The following is a 15,787-nucleotide window of genomic DNA, read 5'->3' as shown; positions in this document are numbered from 1 at the left end:
CATCGTCATCCGACTAGGCCGGATGGTCGGATTCCTCCTCGGGCCGCAAGCGCCCCGCATCGTCATCCGACTAAAGTCTTCTTGGCGATCCGTCGTGGTGTAATCGGCAGCACCTCTGATTTTGGTTCAGATAGTTCAGGTTCGAGTCCTGGCGACGGAGCTTCCTCCGAATCGAGCGCGGGTCTCCCGCGGCTCGATTTTTTGCCTTCACCGCAGATGAGATGACACGCTTGACGGCGTGTCGGCGCTTCCGCGCGCAGCCCGCGCGGGACAGACCCGAAAAGGAGGGTTGATGTCGTCTCCTGGTGATACCGCGGTCGTGGTGCTAGCGGCCGGGCCCGGCACCCGGATGCGGTCGGACACCCCGAAGGTGCTGCACACCCTCGGTGGGCGCAGCATGCTGTCCCACCTCCTGCACGCGATCGCCAAGGTGGCGCCGCAGCACCTGGCCGTGGTGTTGGGCCACGATCACGAGCGCATCGCGCCGCTGGTCGCCGACTGGGCCGACGCCCTCGGACGTCCCATCGACGTGGCCCTGCAGGACCGGCCGCGGGGCACCGGCGACGCCGTCCTGTGCGGCCTGTCCGCGCTGCCCGACGACTACGCCGGGGTGGTCGTCGTCACCTCCGGCGACACCCCGCTGCTCGACGCCGACACCCTGGCCGACCTCATCGCAGCCCATAGCGCGGCGCCGGCCGCGGCCACGGTGCTGACCACGACGTTGAGCGACCCCAGCGGCTACGGCCGCATCCTGCGCACCCAGGACAATGAGGTCACGGCGATCGTGGAGCACGCCGACGCCACCGAATCCCAGCGCGATATCCGCGAGGTCAACGCCGGCGTCTACGCCTTCGACACCGCGGCGTTGCGCTCGGCGCTGAACCGGTTGAGCTCCAACAACGCCCAACAGGAGCTGTATCTGACCGACGTCATCGCGATCCTGCGCGGCGACGGCCTGGCCATTCACGCCCGCCACGTCGACGACAGCGCGCTGGTGGCCGGCGTCAACAACCGGGTCCAGCTCGCGCAGCTGGGCGCCGAACTCAACCGCCGCATCGTCGCCGCCCACCAGATGGCCGGCGTCACCATCGTCGACCCGGCCACCACCTGGATCGACGTCGACGTCACGATCGGCCGCGACACCGTCATCCACCCCGGGACTCAGCTGCTGGGCCGCACCCAGGTCGGCGGGCACTGCGTCGTCGGCCCGGACACCACCCTCACCGACGTCAGCGTCGGCGACGGCGCGTCGGTGGTGCGGACCCACGGCACCTCGTCGTCGATCGGCGCCGGGGCCACCGTCGGCCCGTTCACCTACCTGCGGCCCGGCACCGTGCTGGGCGACGACGGCAAGCTGGGCGCGTTCGTCGAGACCAAGAACTCCACAATCGGCACCGGCTCCAAAGTGCCGCACCTGACCTACGTCGGGGACGCCGATATCGGCGAGCACAGCAACATCGGCGCGTCCAGCGTGTTCGTCAACTACGACGGCGAATCCAAGCGGCGGACCACCATCGGCTCCCACGTCCGCACGGGGTCGGACACCATGTTCGTGGCCCCGGTGACCGTCGGCGACGGCGCCTACACCGGCGCCGGCACGGTGGTGCGCAACGACGTCCCGCCGGGAACGCTGGCGGTCTCCGCAGGTCCGCAACGCAACATCGAGGGCTGGGTGCGCCGCAAGCGCCCCGGCAGTGCGGCCGCGCAGGCGGCGGAGGCCGCCGAGAAGGCGCCCGCCGCGGAAGCCGAACAGACACCGTGACGTCAGTAGCTGGCAACCCGGCCACATTTCCGTACGATTCGCTTCGTACGATGGGCACTTCCATTTGGATCCGAACGGCAAGGGCAGCACGGTGAGCCACGACTGGACCGATAACCGCAAAAACTTGATGCTCTTCTCCGGTCGGGCGCACCCGGAGCTGGCCGAGCAGGTGGCCAAGGAGCTCGACGTCCACGTCACCGCGCAGACCGCGCGCGAGTTCGCCAACGGCGAGATCTTCGTGCGGTTCCACGAATCCGTGCGAGGGTGTGACGCCTTCGTCCTGCAGTCCGCCCCGGCGCCGGTGAACAACTGGCTGATGGAACAGCTCATCATGATCGACGCGCTCAAGCGGGGCAGCGCCAAGCGGATCACGGCCGTCATGCCGTTCTACCCCTACGCCCGGCAGGACAAGAAGCACCGCGGCCGCGAACCGATCTCGGCGCGTCTGGTCGCCGACCTGCTCAAGACCGCCGGCGCCGACCGGATCGTCACCGTCGACCTGCACACCGATCAGATCCAGGGCTTCTTCGACGGGCCCGTCGATCACATGCGCGGGCAGAACCTGCTCACCGGGTACATCCGGGACAACTACCCCGACGGCAACATGGTCGTCGTCTCCCCCGACTCCGGCCGGGTGCGCATCGCCGAGAAGTGGGCCGACGCCCTGGGCGGTGTCCCGCTGGCCTTCATCCACAAGACCCGCGACCCGCGGGTGCCCAACCAGGTGGTGTCCAACCGCGTCGTCGGTGAGGTGGCGGGGCGGACCTGCGTCTTGATCGACGACATGATCGACACCGGTGGCACCATCGCCGGCGCGGTGAAGCTGCTGCACGACGACGGCGCGGCCGACGTGGTGATCGCCGCCACCCATGGCGTGCTCTCCGATCCGGCCGCCGAGCGGCTGGCCGCCTGCGGCGCCCGGGAAGTGATCGTGACGAACACGTTGCCGATCGGCGAGGAGAAGCGCTTCCCGCAGCTGACCGTCCTGTCCATCGCGCCGCTGCTGGCCAGCACCATCCGCGCCGTATTCGAAAACGGCTCAGTCACAGGGCTATTCGACGGGGACGCCTAAATGGCCGACACCGTCATCTACCACAACCCTCGCTGCAGCACCTCCCGCAAGACACTGGACTTGTTGCGCGACAGCGGCTTTGAGCCTGAAGTCGTCGAATACCTGAAGACCCCGCCATCGCGTGCCGAACTGGTGAAGATGATCCGCGACGCCGGCATCGACGTGCGTACCGCGGTGCGCAAGCGTGAATCCCTGTATGAGGAACTCAATCTCGCCGACGCGACCGACGATCAGTTGCTCGACGCCATGGCCGAACACCCCATCCTCATCGAACGACCCTTCGTCGTCACGCCGAAGGGCACTCGGCTGGCCCGTCCGATCGACGCGGTCCGCGAGATTCTGTGAATCGCTTCGGCAGCTGCGCGGCCACCGCCGCGATAGTTGCACTAGCGGTGTCGGCTGTCGGCTGCGCCCCGAAAGCTCCTGACTACCAATCGATCTTGTCGAAGACGCCGACGACCTCGACGACCACACCCACGGCAAAGCCGGTCCCCCTGTCGCAGTATCTGCAGAGCATCGGGGTTACCGGCCAACCCGTGGCACCGGGATCCGTGCCAGGCCTGACGATCTCGATCCCGACGCCGCAGGGCTGGGCGCCCTTCACCAGTCCCAACATCACGCCGCAAACGCTGATCATCTCCAAGGGCGGCAAATTTCCGACGGCGCGGCTGGTGGTCTTCCAGCTGAACGGGGATTTCGACCCGGCCGAAGTCATCAAGCACGGCAACGACGATGCGCAATTGTTCGAGAATTTCAAGCAGCTGGACGCCTCGGGCGCGCCGTACAACGGCTTCCCGTCGTCGATGATCCAGGGCAGCTACGACCTCGACGGCATGCGGCTGCACAGCTGGAACCGCATCGTGATCCCCACCGGGTCGCCGCCGGACCGCAAGCGTTACCTGGTGCAGTTGACCATCACCAGCCTGGCCAACCAGGCCGCCGCCGAGTCGACGGACATCGACGCGATCATCCGCGGATTCGTCGTCGCGGCCAAGTAAGTAGCGCGAGCTGCCGCTGGAGTTCGATGTCGGTACTGTTCAGCCATGACGAACTGGACCGCCGCAGATCTGCCGTCGTTCGCCGAACGCACCGTGATCATCACCGGCGCCAATAGCGGGTTGGGCGCCGTGACCGCCCGCGAGCTGGCGCGACGCGGTGCCACGATCGTCATGGCCGTGCGCGACATCCGCAAGGGCGAGACCGCCGCCCGGACGATGGCCGGCCAGGTCGAGGTGCGTGAGCTCGACCTGCAGGACCTGTCGTCGGTGCGCCGGTTCGCCGACGGGGTGAGCACGGCCGACGTGCTGATCAACAACGCCGGCATCATGGCGGCCCCGTTCTCCCTGACCGTCGATGGCTTCGAGAGCCAGATCGGCACCAACCACCTGGGGCATTTCGCGCTCACTAATCTGTTGTTGCCCAAGCTCACCGACCGGGTGGTGACGGTCTCGTCAATGGCGCACTGGCCGGGACGCATCAACCTCGACGACCTGAACTGGCAGACGCGGCGGTACTCGCCGTGGCTGGCCTACAGCCAGTCCAAGCTCGCCAACCTGCTGTTCACCAGCGAGCTGCAGCGACGCCTGGCCGCGGCCGGGTCCCCGCTGCGCGCGATCGCCGCCCACCCCGGCTACTCGCACACCAACCTGCAGGGCGCGTCGGGCCGCAAGCTGGGCGACGCGCTGATGTCGGCCGCCACCCGGGTGTTCGCGACCGACGCCGATTTCGGCGCCCGGCAAACCCTGTACGCGGCGTCCCAGGACCTGCCGGGCGACACCTTCGTCGGTCCCAGGTTTGGCCAGATGGGCCGCACGCAACCGGTCGGCCGCAGCCCGCGGGCCAAAGACGCGGCCACCGCGGCGGCGCTGTGGGCGCTGTCCGAAAAGCTCACGAAGACGCAATTCCCCCTCTGAGTCACCTGGGCCACGGCCGAGACCACCCCCGACGCCGAATTTCCCCTCTGAGGTGCACATGCGCTACCCTGACCGGGCGTCACGGCGAGGGTGGCTGGCTGGCCAGCACCGTTATCGACGGAGACCGACGAATCGTCGCGACCCTGGCCGTGCCCCGAACCACCGAGCACACACAGGAGCGACACGATGGCTGCCAAAACACTCAACCAGCTCAAGGTCACGGTGCGAGCCGAGACCGGCAAGGGTGCGTCCCGGCGAGCCCGCCGTGACGGCAAGATCCCGGCCGTCCTCTACGGCCACGGCGCCGATCCTCAGCACCTCGAACTGCCGGGCCATGACTTCGCGGCCGTGCTGCGGCACGCGGGCACCAACGCGGTGCTGACCCTCGACATCGAGGGCAAGGAGCAGCTGGCGCTGACCAAGTCGCTCGACATCCACCCCATCCGCCGCACCATTCAGCACGCCGACCTGCTGGTCGTGCGGCGCGGTGAAAAGGTCGTCGTCGAGGTCCGCGTCGTCATCGAGGGTGACGCCGCGCCCGGCACGCTGGTGACCCAGGAAACCAGCACCATCGAGGTCGAGGCCGACGCCATGTCGATCCCCGAACAGCTGACGGTGTCGGTCGAGGGCACCGAGCCCGGCACCCAGTTCACCGCCGGACAGATCACCCTGCCCAAGGGCGTCAACCTGATCTCCGACCCGGAAATGCTTGTGGTCAACGTGGTTAACGCGCCGACGGCCGAGGAGCTCGCCGAAGAGGGCGCGGGCGAGGTCACCGAGGAGGCCGCGCCGGCCGAGGGCGAAGCCGAAGAGGCCGGCGAAGAAGAGGCCGCCGAAACCGAGTCCGAGTAGGCGGATCGCAACATGGCCGAGCCGTTGCTGGTCGTCGGCCTAGGCAATCCCGGAGACAACTACGCCCGCACCCGACACAATCTCGGGTTCATGGTCGCCGACCTGCTCGCGGCCCGAATGGGTTCGAAGTTCAAGGCGCACAAGCGTTCCGGCGCCGAGATCGTCAGCGGCCGCCTCGTCGGGCACTCGGTCGTCGTCGCCAAGCCGCGCTGCTACATGAACGAATCCGGCCGCCAGGTCGGCCCGTTGGCGAAGTTCTACTCGGTGACGCCGGGCGACATCATCGTCATCCACGACGATCTCGACTTGGACTTCGGCCGCATCCGGCTCAAGATCGGCGGCGGCGAAGGCGGTCACAACGGGCTGCGTTCGTTGGCTAACGCCTTGGGCAGCAAGGACTTTCAGCGGGTCCGCATCGGCATCGGCCGTCCGCCGGGACGCAAAGACCCGGCGGCGTTCGTGCTGGAAAACTTCAATGCCGCCGAGCGCGCCGACGTCCCCACCATCTGCGAACAGGCCGCGGACGCCACGGAGTTGCTGATCGAGCTGGGGTTAGAGCCCGCGCAGAACCGCGTCCACGCCTGGTAAAGGCGACGGACCCTAGGTGACCAGGGTGACCGAGTTGGATCGCCGCAACTTGCCCGACGGCGTCTTCGGGATGGTCCCCGGTCCGAGCACCACCACGTTGCGCGGCCGCACGTCGACCTCGGCCACCACCTCGCGGGCGACCTGGTGCTCGATGCGACGCACCTCGGTCTGGTCCTGGAAGGCGTTGGACTCCACGGCCACGGCGAACGTCTCGCGGGAGTGGCCGGCGTCCAGCCGCACCGCCACGGCGCAGCCGGGCCGCACCCCCTCCACGCGGCAGGCGGCGCGCTCGATGTCGGTCGGATAGATGTTGCGGCCGGCCATGATGATGACGTCCTTGACGCGGCCGCACACGACGACGTGGCCCTCCTCGGTCAGGTAGCCGAGGTCACCGGTGTCGTACCAGCCGTTCTCGTCCTGGGCCGAGATGAAACCGCCCATGGTCAGGTAGCCGGGCGTCAGCGACTCGCCGCGCAGCTCGATCACGCCGACACCGCGGGGCGGCATCACCTCGCCGTTCTCGTCGATGATGCGCGCCTCGAGGTCCTGCAGCAGCGGACCGAGCGTGGCCAGCCTGCGGGTGTTGCCCTTGGTGGCGGGTACGGCGCGGCGCAGGGCGGCCAGCAGGTCGGCGTCGACCTCGTCGACGACCAGGCCGGCGTTGCACTCCGAAAACGAAACGGCCAGTGTGGTTTCGGCCATGCCGTAGGCGGGCAGGATCGCCGAGGTCTTCAGGCCGAACGGCTTGCCGGCGTCCAGCAGGTCCTCGACGTCGGCGGGTTCGACGGGCTCGGCGCCGGACAGCGCGAAGCGCAGCGTCGACAGGTCGAAGTCGCCGGGCTTGGCCTGCCGGCGCAGCCGCTTGGCCAGCAGAGCGTAGGCGAAGTTGGGCGCCGCGGTCATGGTGCCCTTGTACTTGTCGATGAGCTTGGCCCACAGCAGTGTGTCGCGCAGGAAGTCCATCGGGGTGACCTTGACCAGCTCGGCGCCGAAGTACATCGGAATGGTGAGGAAGCCGACCATGCCCATGTCGTGGAAGCAGGGCAGCCAGCTCACCATGACGTCCGTGTCGACGTCGTACTGGGCGCCGATGAACATCGCCTCGGCGTTGGAGTAGATGTTGCGGTGGGTGATCTGCACCGCCTTGGGGGACCCGGTCGAACCGGACGTCAGCTGCATCAGCGCCAGCGCGTCCTCGCCGACCTCGACGGGGTCGATCGGCTCCGCCGCGAGCAGATCGGCGACGGTGACGACCTTGATGCCCTTCTCCTCGAGCACCGGGATGGCCACCAGGAACGGCTCCGAGACGACGACGGCCTTCGCCTCGATCATGCCGATGACGTTCATGGTGTCTTCGGCCCACACGGCCAGGTCGGTGCGGGGCGTGGGCTGGTGCAGCATGGTCAGGCTGGCCCCGCGCATCCACAGGCCCTGCGCCGTCGGCGCGATCTCCACCGGGAAACCGGCGAGCACGCCGACCGCGTCGCCGGGCCCGATGCCCGCGGCGGCCAGGCCGCCCGCGATGCGGCGCGCGCGCTCGTGGACCTCGCCCCAGGTGTGGCGTACCGGGTCGTGCGGTTCACCGGTGACCATGCCCGTCGTCACGGACCGGGCATTGCGGTACATCTTCTCGGTAAACCTGCTCACAACAGCCTCCTCGGTTCCAGCCCTCGTCCCAACGCCCGGGATCTCATATTCCGCCCGCCGGGTAGCTCTACGCCGCAGGCACGCAAACACGGTTGGGCGGCGGTTAGGTCTCGGATCGGTGATGCGCCCGCGCCCGCCACGAAACGGCGGCGTGCGTTCGCCCGACAAGCGCAAAACGGGCCCGACAAACTCTGTCGGGCCGGATGCATTAATCGTCCGCCGGAACGCCCGGCGGACGATGGAATTAAGTGATCTTGCTCAGCGCTTCCCGTCACCGCGCATTATCTTAAGCTCCTCTTAGGGACGCGCCAAACTAATGCGCAAAATGGGAAAATATTCACACCTCGGTCGGCGCGGGCACCACCCGCGCACCGGCCACCGGCCCGCTGGCCACTCGAACCGTGCGGCACACCCCCGCCCCGGACACCTCGGTGCCCACGTCGACCGCCGACGCTGCCGACGCGCACAAAAACGCACACGTCGGGCCCGAGCCGGACACGATGCCCGCCAGGGCACCGGCGTCCACGCCGGCGCGCAGCGTGCGCCGCAGACCGGGGTTCAGGCTCACCGCGGCCGCCTGCATCTCGTTGCCCAGCAGCGGGGCCAGCTGTTCGGCATCACCGGCGGCCAACGCGGCCAGCACCGGCCCGGGCGCGGGCAGCCGCGGCGGATCCCCCGCCTCCCGGAGCCGGTCCAGTTCGGTGAAGACCGCCGGCGTGAGCAGCTCGCTGTCCGCGAACGCCAACACCCAGTGGAAGGTGTTGCGCGACAACACCGTCGCCAACTCCTCACCGCGCCCGGTGCCCAACGCGGTGCCGCCATGCAGCGCGAACGGCACGTCGCTGCCCAGCCGCGCGGCGAGCATGCGCAGGTCGCGGCGGGGCACGTTGAGTTCCCACAACGAGTTCATGGCGACCAGCACCGCCGCCGCGTCGGCGCTGCCGCCGCCCATGCCGCCGGCCACGGGTATCGACTTGTCGATCATGATCGACACATCCGGAGCCCGGCCGACGTGTTCTGCCATCAGTTCGGCGGCCTGCCAGGCGAGGTTGCGTTCGTCGGTGGGCAGCTTGTCGGCGCCCTCGCCGACGATGTCGAGCGACAGCACATCGGCATTGCGCACGGTCACCTCGTCGAGCAACGAGACGGCCTGGAATATCGTCGTCAGCTCGTGATAGCCGTCCTCGCGGCGGTCACCGACCGCCAGGTAGAGGTTGACTTTTCCGGGCACCCGAACGGTGACCGACCCGGTGGGCACCCAAGCCGCAGCGGTATTGCCGTCAGACGCGGACACCGCAGCAGACTATCGCTGCTGCCGGCCAACCACACGTAGCGGCGCCTCGGCGGAGCGCTGCAACAGCCGCACGAAGTCGTCGATGGACAGCGTCTCACCGCGACGGGCGGGATCGATGCTGGCGGCCAGCAACCGGTCCGCCGACTCGTTACCCGAGCCGGCCCAGTCCAGGAACGCGTTGCGACAGGTCTTGCGGCGCTGACCGAAGGCGATGTCCACCAGCTCGAACACCCGCCGCCGGAACGCCTCGTCGGTGGGCCACGGCGAGGTCGCGTACCGGTCGATGCGGACCAGGCCGGAGTAGACGCGGGGAATCGGCCAGAAGACGGTCGGCGAGACCGTGCCGCAACGGCGAACCGTGCCGAAGAAGCGAACCTTGACGCTGGGCACGCCGTACTCCTTGCCGCCGGGTTCGGCGGCAAGGCGTTCGGCGACCTCGGCCTGCACCATGACCGTCACGACCCGAATGGACGGGAACTCGGCGAGCAGGTGCAACAGCGCCGGGACCGCGACGTTGTAGGGCAGGTTCGCGACCAGGGCCGTCGGCGCGACGGCCAGTTCGTCACGGCGGAGGGTCAAGACGTCGCGGTTGAGCACGCTCAGGCGCTGAATCTCGCTGTGCGAGTGCTCGGCGACGGTGCGCGGCAACCGTTCGGCCAGCACCGGATCGATTTCGACCGCGGTGACGGGGGCGCCCCGGTCCAGCAATGCGAGCGTCAGCGATCCGAGGCCGGGACCGACTTCCAACACGTGGTCAGACCGGCTGATCCCGGAAGTCGACACCACCCGTCGCACCGTGTTGGCGTCGTGGACGAAATTCTGGCCGAGCGATTTTCGTGGCCGAAATTCAAGTTCTTTGGCCAGCCGCCTGATCTCGGTGCGCCCGAGTAGCCGGATGGTCAGCGCGCACCAGCTCTTCCGCTGCACACTGGCCACGCACCCCAACCCTGGCGCTCTCGGGTCACCTCGGCGACGGTGATCTGCTCCTCGCGGGTGGCGAGGTCGGCGCGGGAGGCGAACCGCAACCCGCCGTTGCGCTCCCACGTGCCCTGGTCGAACTGCACACCGCCGTAATACCCGTTTCCGGTGTTGATCGCCCAGTTTCCGCCGGCCTCACAGCCCGCGATCGCATCCCAGATGGAGCCGTCACTGATCGGAGGCACCTCGGTGCCCGGCTTGGTGCCGATCCGGACCACCGATTCGCGGGCGGGCGTGATCACCGTGTTGGCGATCGGCAGCCGACCGGTCTCGACCCCGTTGACGGTGGCCACCGAGAAGGTCACGTCCTGCGTGCCGGGGCTGCCCGGGTCCTCGACCACCTGGCGGCTCATGTTCATCTCCGGATCTTCGATCCGACGCGCGTTGGGCGGCAACGGGATTCGCTCGGTGACCTGCTGGATCCGGTTGCGGGTCACCTGGACTTCCATTCCGTCGACGATCGGCATCGTCGCGGCGGGCACCACCTGGTCGCTCTCGAGCAGCGGCGCGCCGGCGGCGCTCAGCAAGCCGGCGACGTTGGGGGCGGCCAGATGCACGGTGCGGACGGCGCCGCCGTCGTTGATGCGGACGGTCTTGGCGCTGACGACGGGCAGCGCCATCCCGGCCAGAGGGACGCGGCTGCCGCGGTTGGCCGCGGCGGGCGCGGTATCGGTCATCGCCAGCTGGGCCAGCGCCTCGTCGACGGTGGACGCCGTGGTCCACACCTGCTTGGTGTCATGGCCGTCCAGCGAGATCTGCAACGGGCGGCTGCGCCGGAGCACGATCTTGCCGGCGTCGTGCACCGCGACATCGGCGGCGGGGTACAGGTCGTCACGGTCGTCGATGACGAAGCCGTTCTCCTCGACGACGTCGATGACCCGGGACTTCATGGTCGTCACCTGCATGGCGACGCCGTCGACAGTCAACGTCACCGTCTTGCACACCGAGATCGCATATCCGCCCGCGAATGCCAGGACTACCAGCAGCCCTCCGACCACGAGACGCAACATCGGCGAAGGATTCTGATGAAGTTTTGTCAATACACTCAACGCGCGCTACCCAACCCTCAGCAACCACTCATTTAGCAGCAGGTCATAAATTAAGGGCCCGTAGGCCCAACCGTTCGATCACAAGACGGTAACGAACTGGCCAATGTTGGGCAACTCCGACGCGGCGATGTGAAATGAATCGCCCGGTCAGTCGCCTCAGTGAGCGGCCAATCCGTACACCCGTCGAGCATTGCTCGTCGTGACCTTAGCCAGCTCTTCCGGGCGGCGATCCACCAGTTCGGCGATCGCCCGAACAGTATAAGGAAGGCAATAGGGCTCATTCGCCGTCCCCCGGTGCGGATGCGGCGTCAAAAACGGGGCATCGGTCTCCACCAGCAGCTGCTCGGGCGGTATCAACGGAACGGCTTCGCGCAGGGCGCGCGCGTTGCGGAAGCTGACGGTGCCGGACAGGCTCAGCAGCCATCCGGCGTCCACGCAGCGCCGCGCCATGGCGGCGTCGGAGGAAAAGCAGTGGAAGATCACGACCTCCGGGGCGCCCTCGGCGGCCAGCACGTCGAGCACCTCGGCGTCGGCCTCCCGGTTGTGGATCATCAGCGGTTTGCCGCACCGCTTCGCCAGATCGATATGCCAGGCGAAGGCCTCCCGCTGGACGGCGGGCTCGGCGCAGCCGTCCAGGCGCCCGGGCCAATACATGTCCATGCCGGTCTCGCCGACCGCCACCACGCGGGGGTGCGCCACCAGCCGCTCGATCTCGGCGCGGGCGGCCTCGGTGAGCGCGTCGGCGCGGGTGGGGTGCAACGCCGTCGCGGCGTAGACCCGCGGGTCCCATTCGGCGGCGCGGCTGACCCAGCGCGCCGATTCCAGGTCGTCGGCGATGGTGACGACGGCGCCCACCCCGACCGCCGCGGCGCGGTCGACAATGGCCCGCACTCCCCCGGCGTCGGTGGCGCCGCACGCGTCGAGGTGGGTGTGCGCATCGACGAGGGGGCTCAGGGGCTCGGGAGCCGGGGGCGGCTGGCGTTTGGAACTCACGCGCACACAATAGGGTGAACTGCGATGAGGCCGTATTACGTCACCACCGCAATCACCTACCCGAATGGCGATCCGCACATCGGGCACGCGTACGAATACATCGCCACCGACGCGATCGCCCGGTTCAAGCGGCTCGACGGGTTCGACGTTCGGTTTCTGACCGGCACCGACGAGCACGGCCTCAAGATGGTCGAGACCGCGGCCGCCGAGGGCATCGGCACGGCCGAGCTGGCCCGGCGCAACTCCGATGTGTTCCAGCGCCTGCAGGAGCGGTTGAACATCTCCTTCGACCGCTTCATCCGCACCACCGACCCCGACCATCACGAGGCATCCAAGGCGATCTGGCGCCGGATGGCCGACGCCGGCGACATCTACCTGGACACCTACTCGGGCTGGTACTCGGTGCGCGACGAACGCTTCTTCGTCGAATCGGAAACCAGACTCCTCGAGGACGGGACCCGGGCGGCTGTGGAAACCGGCGCCCCGCTGACGTGGACGGAGGAGCAGACCTACTTCTTCCGCCTCTCGGCGTATGCCGACAAGCTGCTGGCCCACTACGAGGCGAACCCGGACTTCATCGCGCCCGAGGTGCGCCGCAACGAGGTCGTCAGTTTCGTGGCGGGCGGCCTGCGCGATCTGTCCATCTCGCGCACCTCGTTCGACTGGGGCGTGCACGTGCCCGAGCATCCCGACCATGTGATGTACGTCTGGGTCGACGCGCTGACCAACTACCTGACCGGGGTCGGCTACCCGGACACCGACTCGGAGATGTTCCGCCGCTACTGGCCGGCCGACCTGCACATGATCGGCAAGGACATCATCCGGTTTCACACCGTGTACTGGCCGGCGTTTCTGATGTCGGCCGGAATCGAGCTGCCGCGAAGGGTTTTCGCGCACGGATTCCTGCTCAACCGCGGCGAGAAGATGAGCAAGTCGGTGGGCAACGTCGTCGACCCGATCACCCTGATCGAGGAGTTCGGCGTGGACCAGGTGCGTTATTTCCTGTTGCGGGAAGTCCCGTTCGGCCAGGACGGCAGCTTCAGCGAAGAGGCCATCATCACCCGGATCAACACCGATCTGGCCAATGAACTGGGCAACCTGGCCCAGCGGTCGTTGTCGATGATCGCCAAGAACCTGGGCGGCGTGCTGCCCGAACCCGGGGAGTTCACCGAAGCCGACACCGCCCTGCTGGCGACGGCCGACGGTCTGTTGGAGCGCCTGCGCGCCAGTTTCGAAGCGCAGGCGATGCACCTGGCGCTGGAAGCGATCTGGCTGATGCTCGGCGAGGCCAACAGATACTTCTCGGCGCAACAGCCCTGGGTCTTGCGCAAGAGCGAGTCGGAGGCTGATCAGAAGCGTTTCGCGACAGTGCTTTACACGACGTGCGAAGTGGTTCGCATTGCGGCGCTGTTGATTCAGCCGGTGATGCCCGATGCGGCGAGCAAGCTACTGGAGCTGCTCGGCCAGAAGCCCGAGCAGCGCGGGTTCGACGCCATCGGCACGCGGCTGGCGCCCGGCACGGCACTGCCGGCGCCGAGCGGCGTCTTCCCGCGCTACCAAGTCGACTAATTGCCTGCGAGGCGAACGCGAACGGTGACGCGGCCGTTGGCGTCTCGATGAGCGATCGCATGCCCGGCCCGTTCGGCGCCATCGAGCGTCAGCGACATCGGAGCGCCCTCGCCGACGAAGTTGCGCCACCATGTCTTGGCGTCGGGCATATTCGCGACGATCTCGATATCGTTGCCGCGCCGGCGATAGGCCACCGGTATCGAAAACGTCCGTCCCGAACGCCGTCCCGTGTAGGTGACGAGCGTGATGCTGCGCCTGATGCCTGCGCCGAAGCGCGAGGCCGCTATCGCCGCGACCGGCGCGTTCAAGAGCGGCGCCGCGCGCATGAGCAGGCGCCCGACTTTGTTGCCCATGGTCATTGTCCCGATATCCCTTCCGAGTTCAGATCAGCAGCGCCAGGCATAACCCGGCGACCGCCAGGCCCTGCAGGGTGGCCCTCGTGGTGATCACCTTGTCCCAGTTACGTTGCAGCGCTCGAACATTCGTTGGCGGCCCGGGCCGATCGACTCCGGCGATGAGTTGGTGGTTGATCGGTGCGCTCACCCGCAGATAGAGCAGCAGCCACACCAGCAGCAGGCCCACGGAGGCGCCGGCCGCGCCGGCTTGCGCCCAGTGGCCGGCCGCCGCGGCGAATACCGCGCTGAGGGCGGCGGCGCCGAGGCCGAGCATTCCCGGCACCGGCATCCGGCGGTCTCCGTAGCGATGAATGTTGCCCATCACCGCGAGCAGCGCCCGGTCGTCGACGCGGGCCAGCGCGGGCCGCTGCACCATCGCGCAGAACACGTCGGTGCCGTAAACCACCGCGGTGCCCAGCACCGCGATGACCGCGAACAGCGTGGCGATCATGATGCGCACTCCTCGTCGGCAGCAGGTGTTAGCGACGCTAACCCCCATAACCGGCCGTGTCAATAGCACCGCTAGATTTTATATCGGCGCTACGATGGGTCCATGTCCATCGAGGACCGCCGGGCACGCGAACGGGCCGCCCGCCGTCGGCTGATCACCGCTACCGCGCGCAAGCTGGCCGAGCAAGAGGGTTGGGACGCCGTCACCACCCGCCGGCTCTCCGCCGAAATCGAGTACAGCCAACCGGTGCTCTACAAACACTTCTCGGGCATGGAAGACATCTCCGCGTCGGTCGCGGTCGAGGGATTCGGCGAACTCGCGGACGCGCTCCGCACCGCGCGCGGCGGCGCCACCGACGGCCGGGACGCCCTGGCGCGGGTCGCCGAGGCCTTCATCGGGTTCGCTCGTGACAACCCCGCCCTGTTCGATGCGATGTTCACCCGCGCGACCACGCTGCCGTTCGCCGCCGCGGAAACCCCGGCCGAGCTGACGGCGGCGTTCGCCGAACTGCGCGCGGTGGTGGAGACGATCGCGGGCCCGCGGGACCCCGACACCCTGACCGAGGTGCTGTGGGCGGCCCTGCACGGCCTGGTCACCCTCGATCGCGGCGCCCGGTTGCGACGCGACCACCACGCCGCCCGCGTCGACATCCTGATCAGCGGGTTGTGCGGCGCCCCCACACCGGCGACCTGAGGCCGGTGACCGGCGCGTGAATGGCCGAACAATTCGGTTGCGGATCAAGCGACTTCAACGACGCCAGCAAATCCCTTTCGGGGAAAGCCCCCAACATATCCGCTGCCATAGCCCATAATCGGGCTGTGGAACGACGCCAGAACCGGCAACAGAGCCAATCGCCGATGACGACCTTGAAGGAGCTGCCGGCACTGGTGGTGCTGGAGCGGATCCCGGTTCCGGTGCTGGCCATCGGCGACGACGGCAGTATCTTGTTCGCCAACACCGCGTTTGCCGACATGATGGGCTACGAGCCGGAGGAAACCCTGTCGCTGCGGTTCGAACAGATCTTCCATCAGGCCCCGGCGTCGGAATCGCTGCTGGCGACCGTGCATGCTCTCGCGAACATGGTCGTCGAACTGGCGCACAAGGACGGCTCGGTCGTGCGCGCGATGATGAGCAAGTCCGCGGTGCGGCGGGTGGATGATCAGTTCGCCCTCGCCGCATTCCAGGATCTGACCGAGCAGCTCTGGGAAGAAGCGCGCTAGCAGG

At 68.0% G+C, this 15,787-nt stretch carries 17 protein-coding genes and 1 tRNA gene; 11 read left to right on the top strand and 7 right to left on the bottom strand.

Annotated elements, in window-relative coordinates; all coding sequences use genetic code 11:
- Nucleotides 1–88: 88 nt before the first annotated feature.
- The 8 genes from AC0KTM_RS03330 to pth all read left to right on the top strand — a co-directional run bounded on the left by AC0KTM_RS03330 (nt 89) and on the right by pth (nt 6,187).
- Nucleotides 89–160: transfer RNA gene (locus AC0KTM_RS03330), tRNA-Gln, on the top strand.
- Between the two features lie 132 nt (nt 161–292).
- The gene (gene glmU / locus AC0KTM_RS03325) at nt 293–1,762 is read left to right on the top strand and encodes a bifunctional UDP-N-acetylglucosamine diphosphorylase/glucosamine-1-phosphate N-acetyltransferase GlmU (protein WP_472414957.1); all 1,470 of its coding nucleotides are present in this window, start codon (nt 293–295) and stop codon (nt 1,760–1,762) included.
- Between the two features lie 91 nt (nt 1,763–1,853).
- Entirely contained in the window at nt 1,854–2,834 is a 981-nt protein-coding gene (locus tag AC0KTM_RS03320) for a ribose-phosphate diphosphokinase (protein WP_225328063.1), read from the top strand.
- Nucleotides 2,835–3,179, top strand: a complete 345-nt coding sequence (gene arsC / locus AC0KTM_RS03315; protein WP_238958224.1) for an arsenate reductase (glutaredoxin) — start codon at nt 2,835–2,837, stop codon at nt 3,177–3,179.
- Nucleotides 3,176–3,832 carry an LpqN/LpqT family lipoprotein gene (locus AC0KTM_RS03310; RefSeq protein ID WP_472414955.1) on the top strand — a complete coding sequence of 219 codons (657 nt, stop codon included), beginning with the start codon at nt 3,176–3,178 and terminating at the stop codon, nt 3,830–3,832. The genes arsC and AC0KTM_RS03310 overlap by 4 nt, the downstream gene beginning before the upstream one ends.
- A gap of 45 nt (nt 3,833–3,877) precedes the next feature.
- Nucleotides 3,878–4,747 (top strand): oxidoreductase, encoded by an 870-nt coding sequence (locus AC0KTM_RS03305; protein WP_225328060.1) that lies wholly within the window; start codon nt 3,878–3,880, stop codon nt 4,745–4,747.
- 186 nt (nt 4,748–4,933) lie between these two features.
- Entirely contained in the window at nt 4,934–5,599 is a 666-nt protein-coding gene (locus tag AC0KTM_RS03300; RefSeq protein WP_225328059.1) for a 50S ribosomal protein L25/general stress protein Ctc, read from the top strand.
- A gap of 12 nt (nt 5,600–5,611) precedes the next feature.
- The gene (pth, locus tag AC0KTM_RS03295; RefSeq protein ID WP_225328058.1) at nt 5,612–6,187 is read left to right on the top strand and encodes an aminoacyl-tRNA hydrolase; all 576 of its coding nucleotides are present in this window, start codon (nt 5,612–5,614) and stop codon (nt 6,185–6,187) included.
- A gap of 12 nt (nt 6,188–6,199) precedes the next feature.
- On the opposite strand, the gene AC0KTM_RS03290 is transcribed toward pth, so the two are convergent.
- From AC0KTM_RS03290 to AC0KTM_RS03270, 5 genes are all read right to left on the bottom strand, one after another.
- Nucleotides 6,200–7,834 (bottom strand): fatty acyl-AMP ligase, encoded by a 1,635-nt coding sequence (locus AC0KTM_RS03290; protein ID WP_238958228.1) that lies wholly within the window; start codon nt 7,832–7,834, stop codon nt 6,200–6,202.
- 337 nt (nt 7,835–8,171) lie between these two features.
- Nucleotides 8,172–9,128, bottom strand: a complete 957-nt coding sequence (locus tag AC0KTM_RS03285) for a 4-(cytidine 5'-diphospho)-2-C-methyl-D-erythritol kinase (RefSeq protein WP_225328056.1) — start codon at nt 9,126–9,128, stop codon at nt 8,172–8,174.
- A gap of 9 nt (nt 9,129–9,137) precedes the next feature.
- Nucleotides 9,138–10,064 carry a 16S rRNA (adenine(1518)-N(6)/adenine(1519)-N(6))-dimethyltransferase RsmA gene (rsmA, locus tag AC0KTM_RS03280; protein ID WP_238958229.1) on the bottom strand — a complete coding sequence of 309 codons (927 nt, stop codon included), beginning with the start codon at nt 10,062–10,064 and terminating at the stop codon, nt 9,138–9,140.
- Nucleotides 10,028–11,155 carry a resuscitation-promoting factor gene (locus tag AC0KTM_RS03275; RefSeq protein ID WP_225328054.1) on the bottom strand — a complete coding sequence of 376 codons (1,128 nt, stop codon included), beginning with the start codon at nt 11,153–11,155 and terminating at the stop codon, nt 10,028–10,030. The genes rsmA and AC0KTM_RS03275 overlap by 37 nt, the downstream gene beginning before the upstream one ends.
- A gap of 156 nt (nt 11,156–11,311) precedes the next feature.
- Complete coding sequence (locus tag AC0KTM_RS03270) at nt 11,312–12,154, bottom strand: TatD family hydrolase (RefSeq protein WP_238958230.1); 843 nt, start codon at nt 12,152–12,154, stop codon at nt 11,312–11,314.
- 18 nt (nt 12,155–12,172) lie between these two features.
- Here AC0KTM_RS03270 and metG point away from each other — a divergent pair, with 18 nt between their 5' ends.
- Nucleotides 12,173–13,717: a methionine--tRNA ligase gene (gene metG / locus AC0KTM_RS03265; RefSeq protein WP_225328052.1), complete on the top strand. Its 1,545-nt coding sequence runs from the start codon at nt 12,173–12,175 to the stop codon at nt 13,715–13,717.
- Here metG and AC0KTM_RS03260 read toward each other — a convergent pair.
- Both AC0KTM_RS03260 and AC0KTM_RS03255 read right to left on the bottom strand, forming a co-directional pair.
- A complete protein-coding gene (locus AC0KTM_RS03260; protein WP_225328051.1) occupies nt 13,714–14,076 on the bottom strand; it encodes a nitroreductase/quinone reductase family protein in 363 nt (120 codons plus the stop codon). The genes metG and AC0KTM_RS03260 overlap by 4 nt on opposite strands.
- A gap of 22 nt (nt 14,077–14,098) precedes the next feature.
- Nucleotides 14,099–14,572 (bottom strand): DUF1772 domain-containing protein, encoded by a 474-nt coding sequence (locus tag AC0KTM_RS03255; protein WP_225328050.1) that lies wholly within the window; start codon nt 14,570–14,572, stop codon nt 14,099–14,101.
- A gap of 93 nt (nt 14,573–14,665) precedes the next feature.
- On the opposite strand from AC0KTM_RS03255, the gene AC0KTM_RS03250 reads away from it, so the two are divergent.
- Both AC0KTM_RS03250 and AC0KTM_RS03245 read left to right on the top strand, forming a co-directional pair.
- Nucleotides 14,666–15,256: a TetR/AcrR family transcriptional regulator gene (locus AC0KTM_RS03250; protein WP_225328049.1), complete on the top strand. Its 591-nt coding sequence runs from the start codon at nt 14,666–14,668 to the stop codon at nt 15,254–15,256.
- A gap of 164 nt (nt 15,257–15,420) precedes the next feature.
- On the top strand, nt 15,421–15,783 hold the full coding sequence (locus AC0KTM_RS03245) for a PAS domain S-box protein (protein WP_008254177.1): 363 nt from the start codon (nt 15,421–15,423) through the stop codon (nt 15,781–15,783).
- Nucleotides 15,784–15,787 lie beyond the last annotated feature (4 nt).

The organism is Mycobacterium sp. NTMscope_Eco_3 (assembly GCF_976985685.1).
This window is presented reverse-complemented; position numbering and strand designations above follow the sequence as displayed.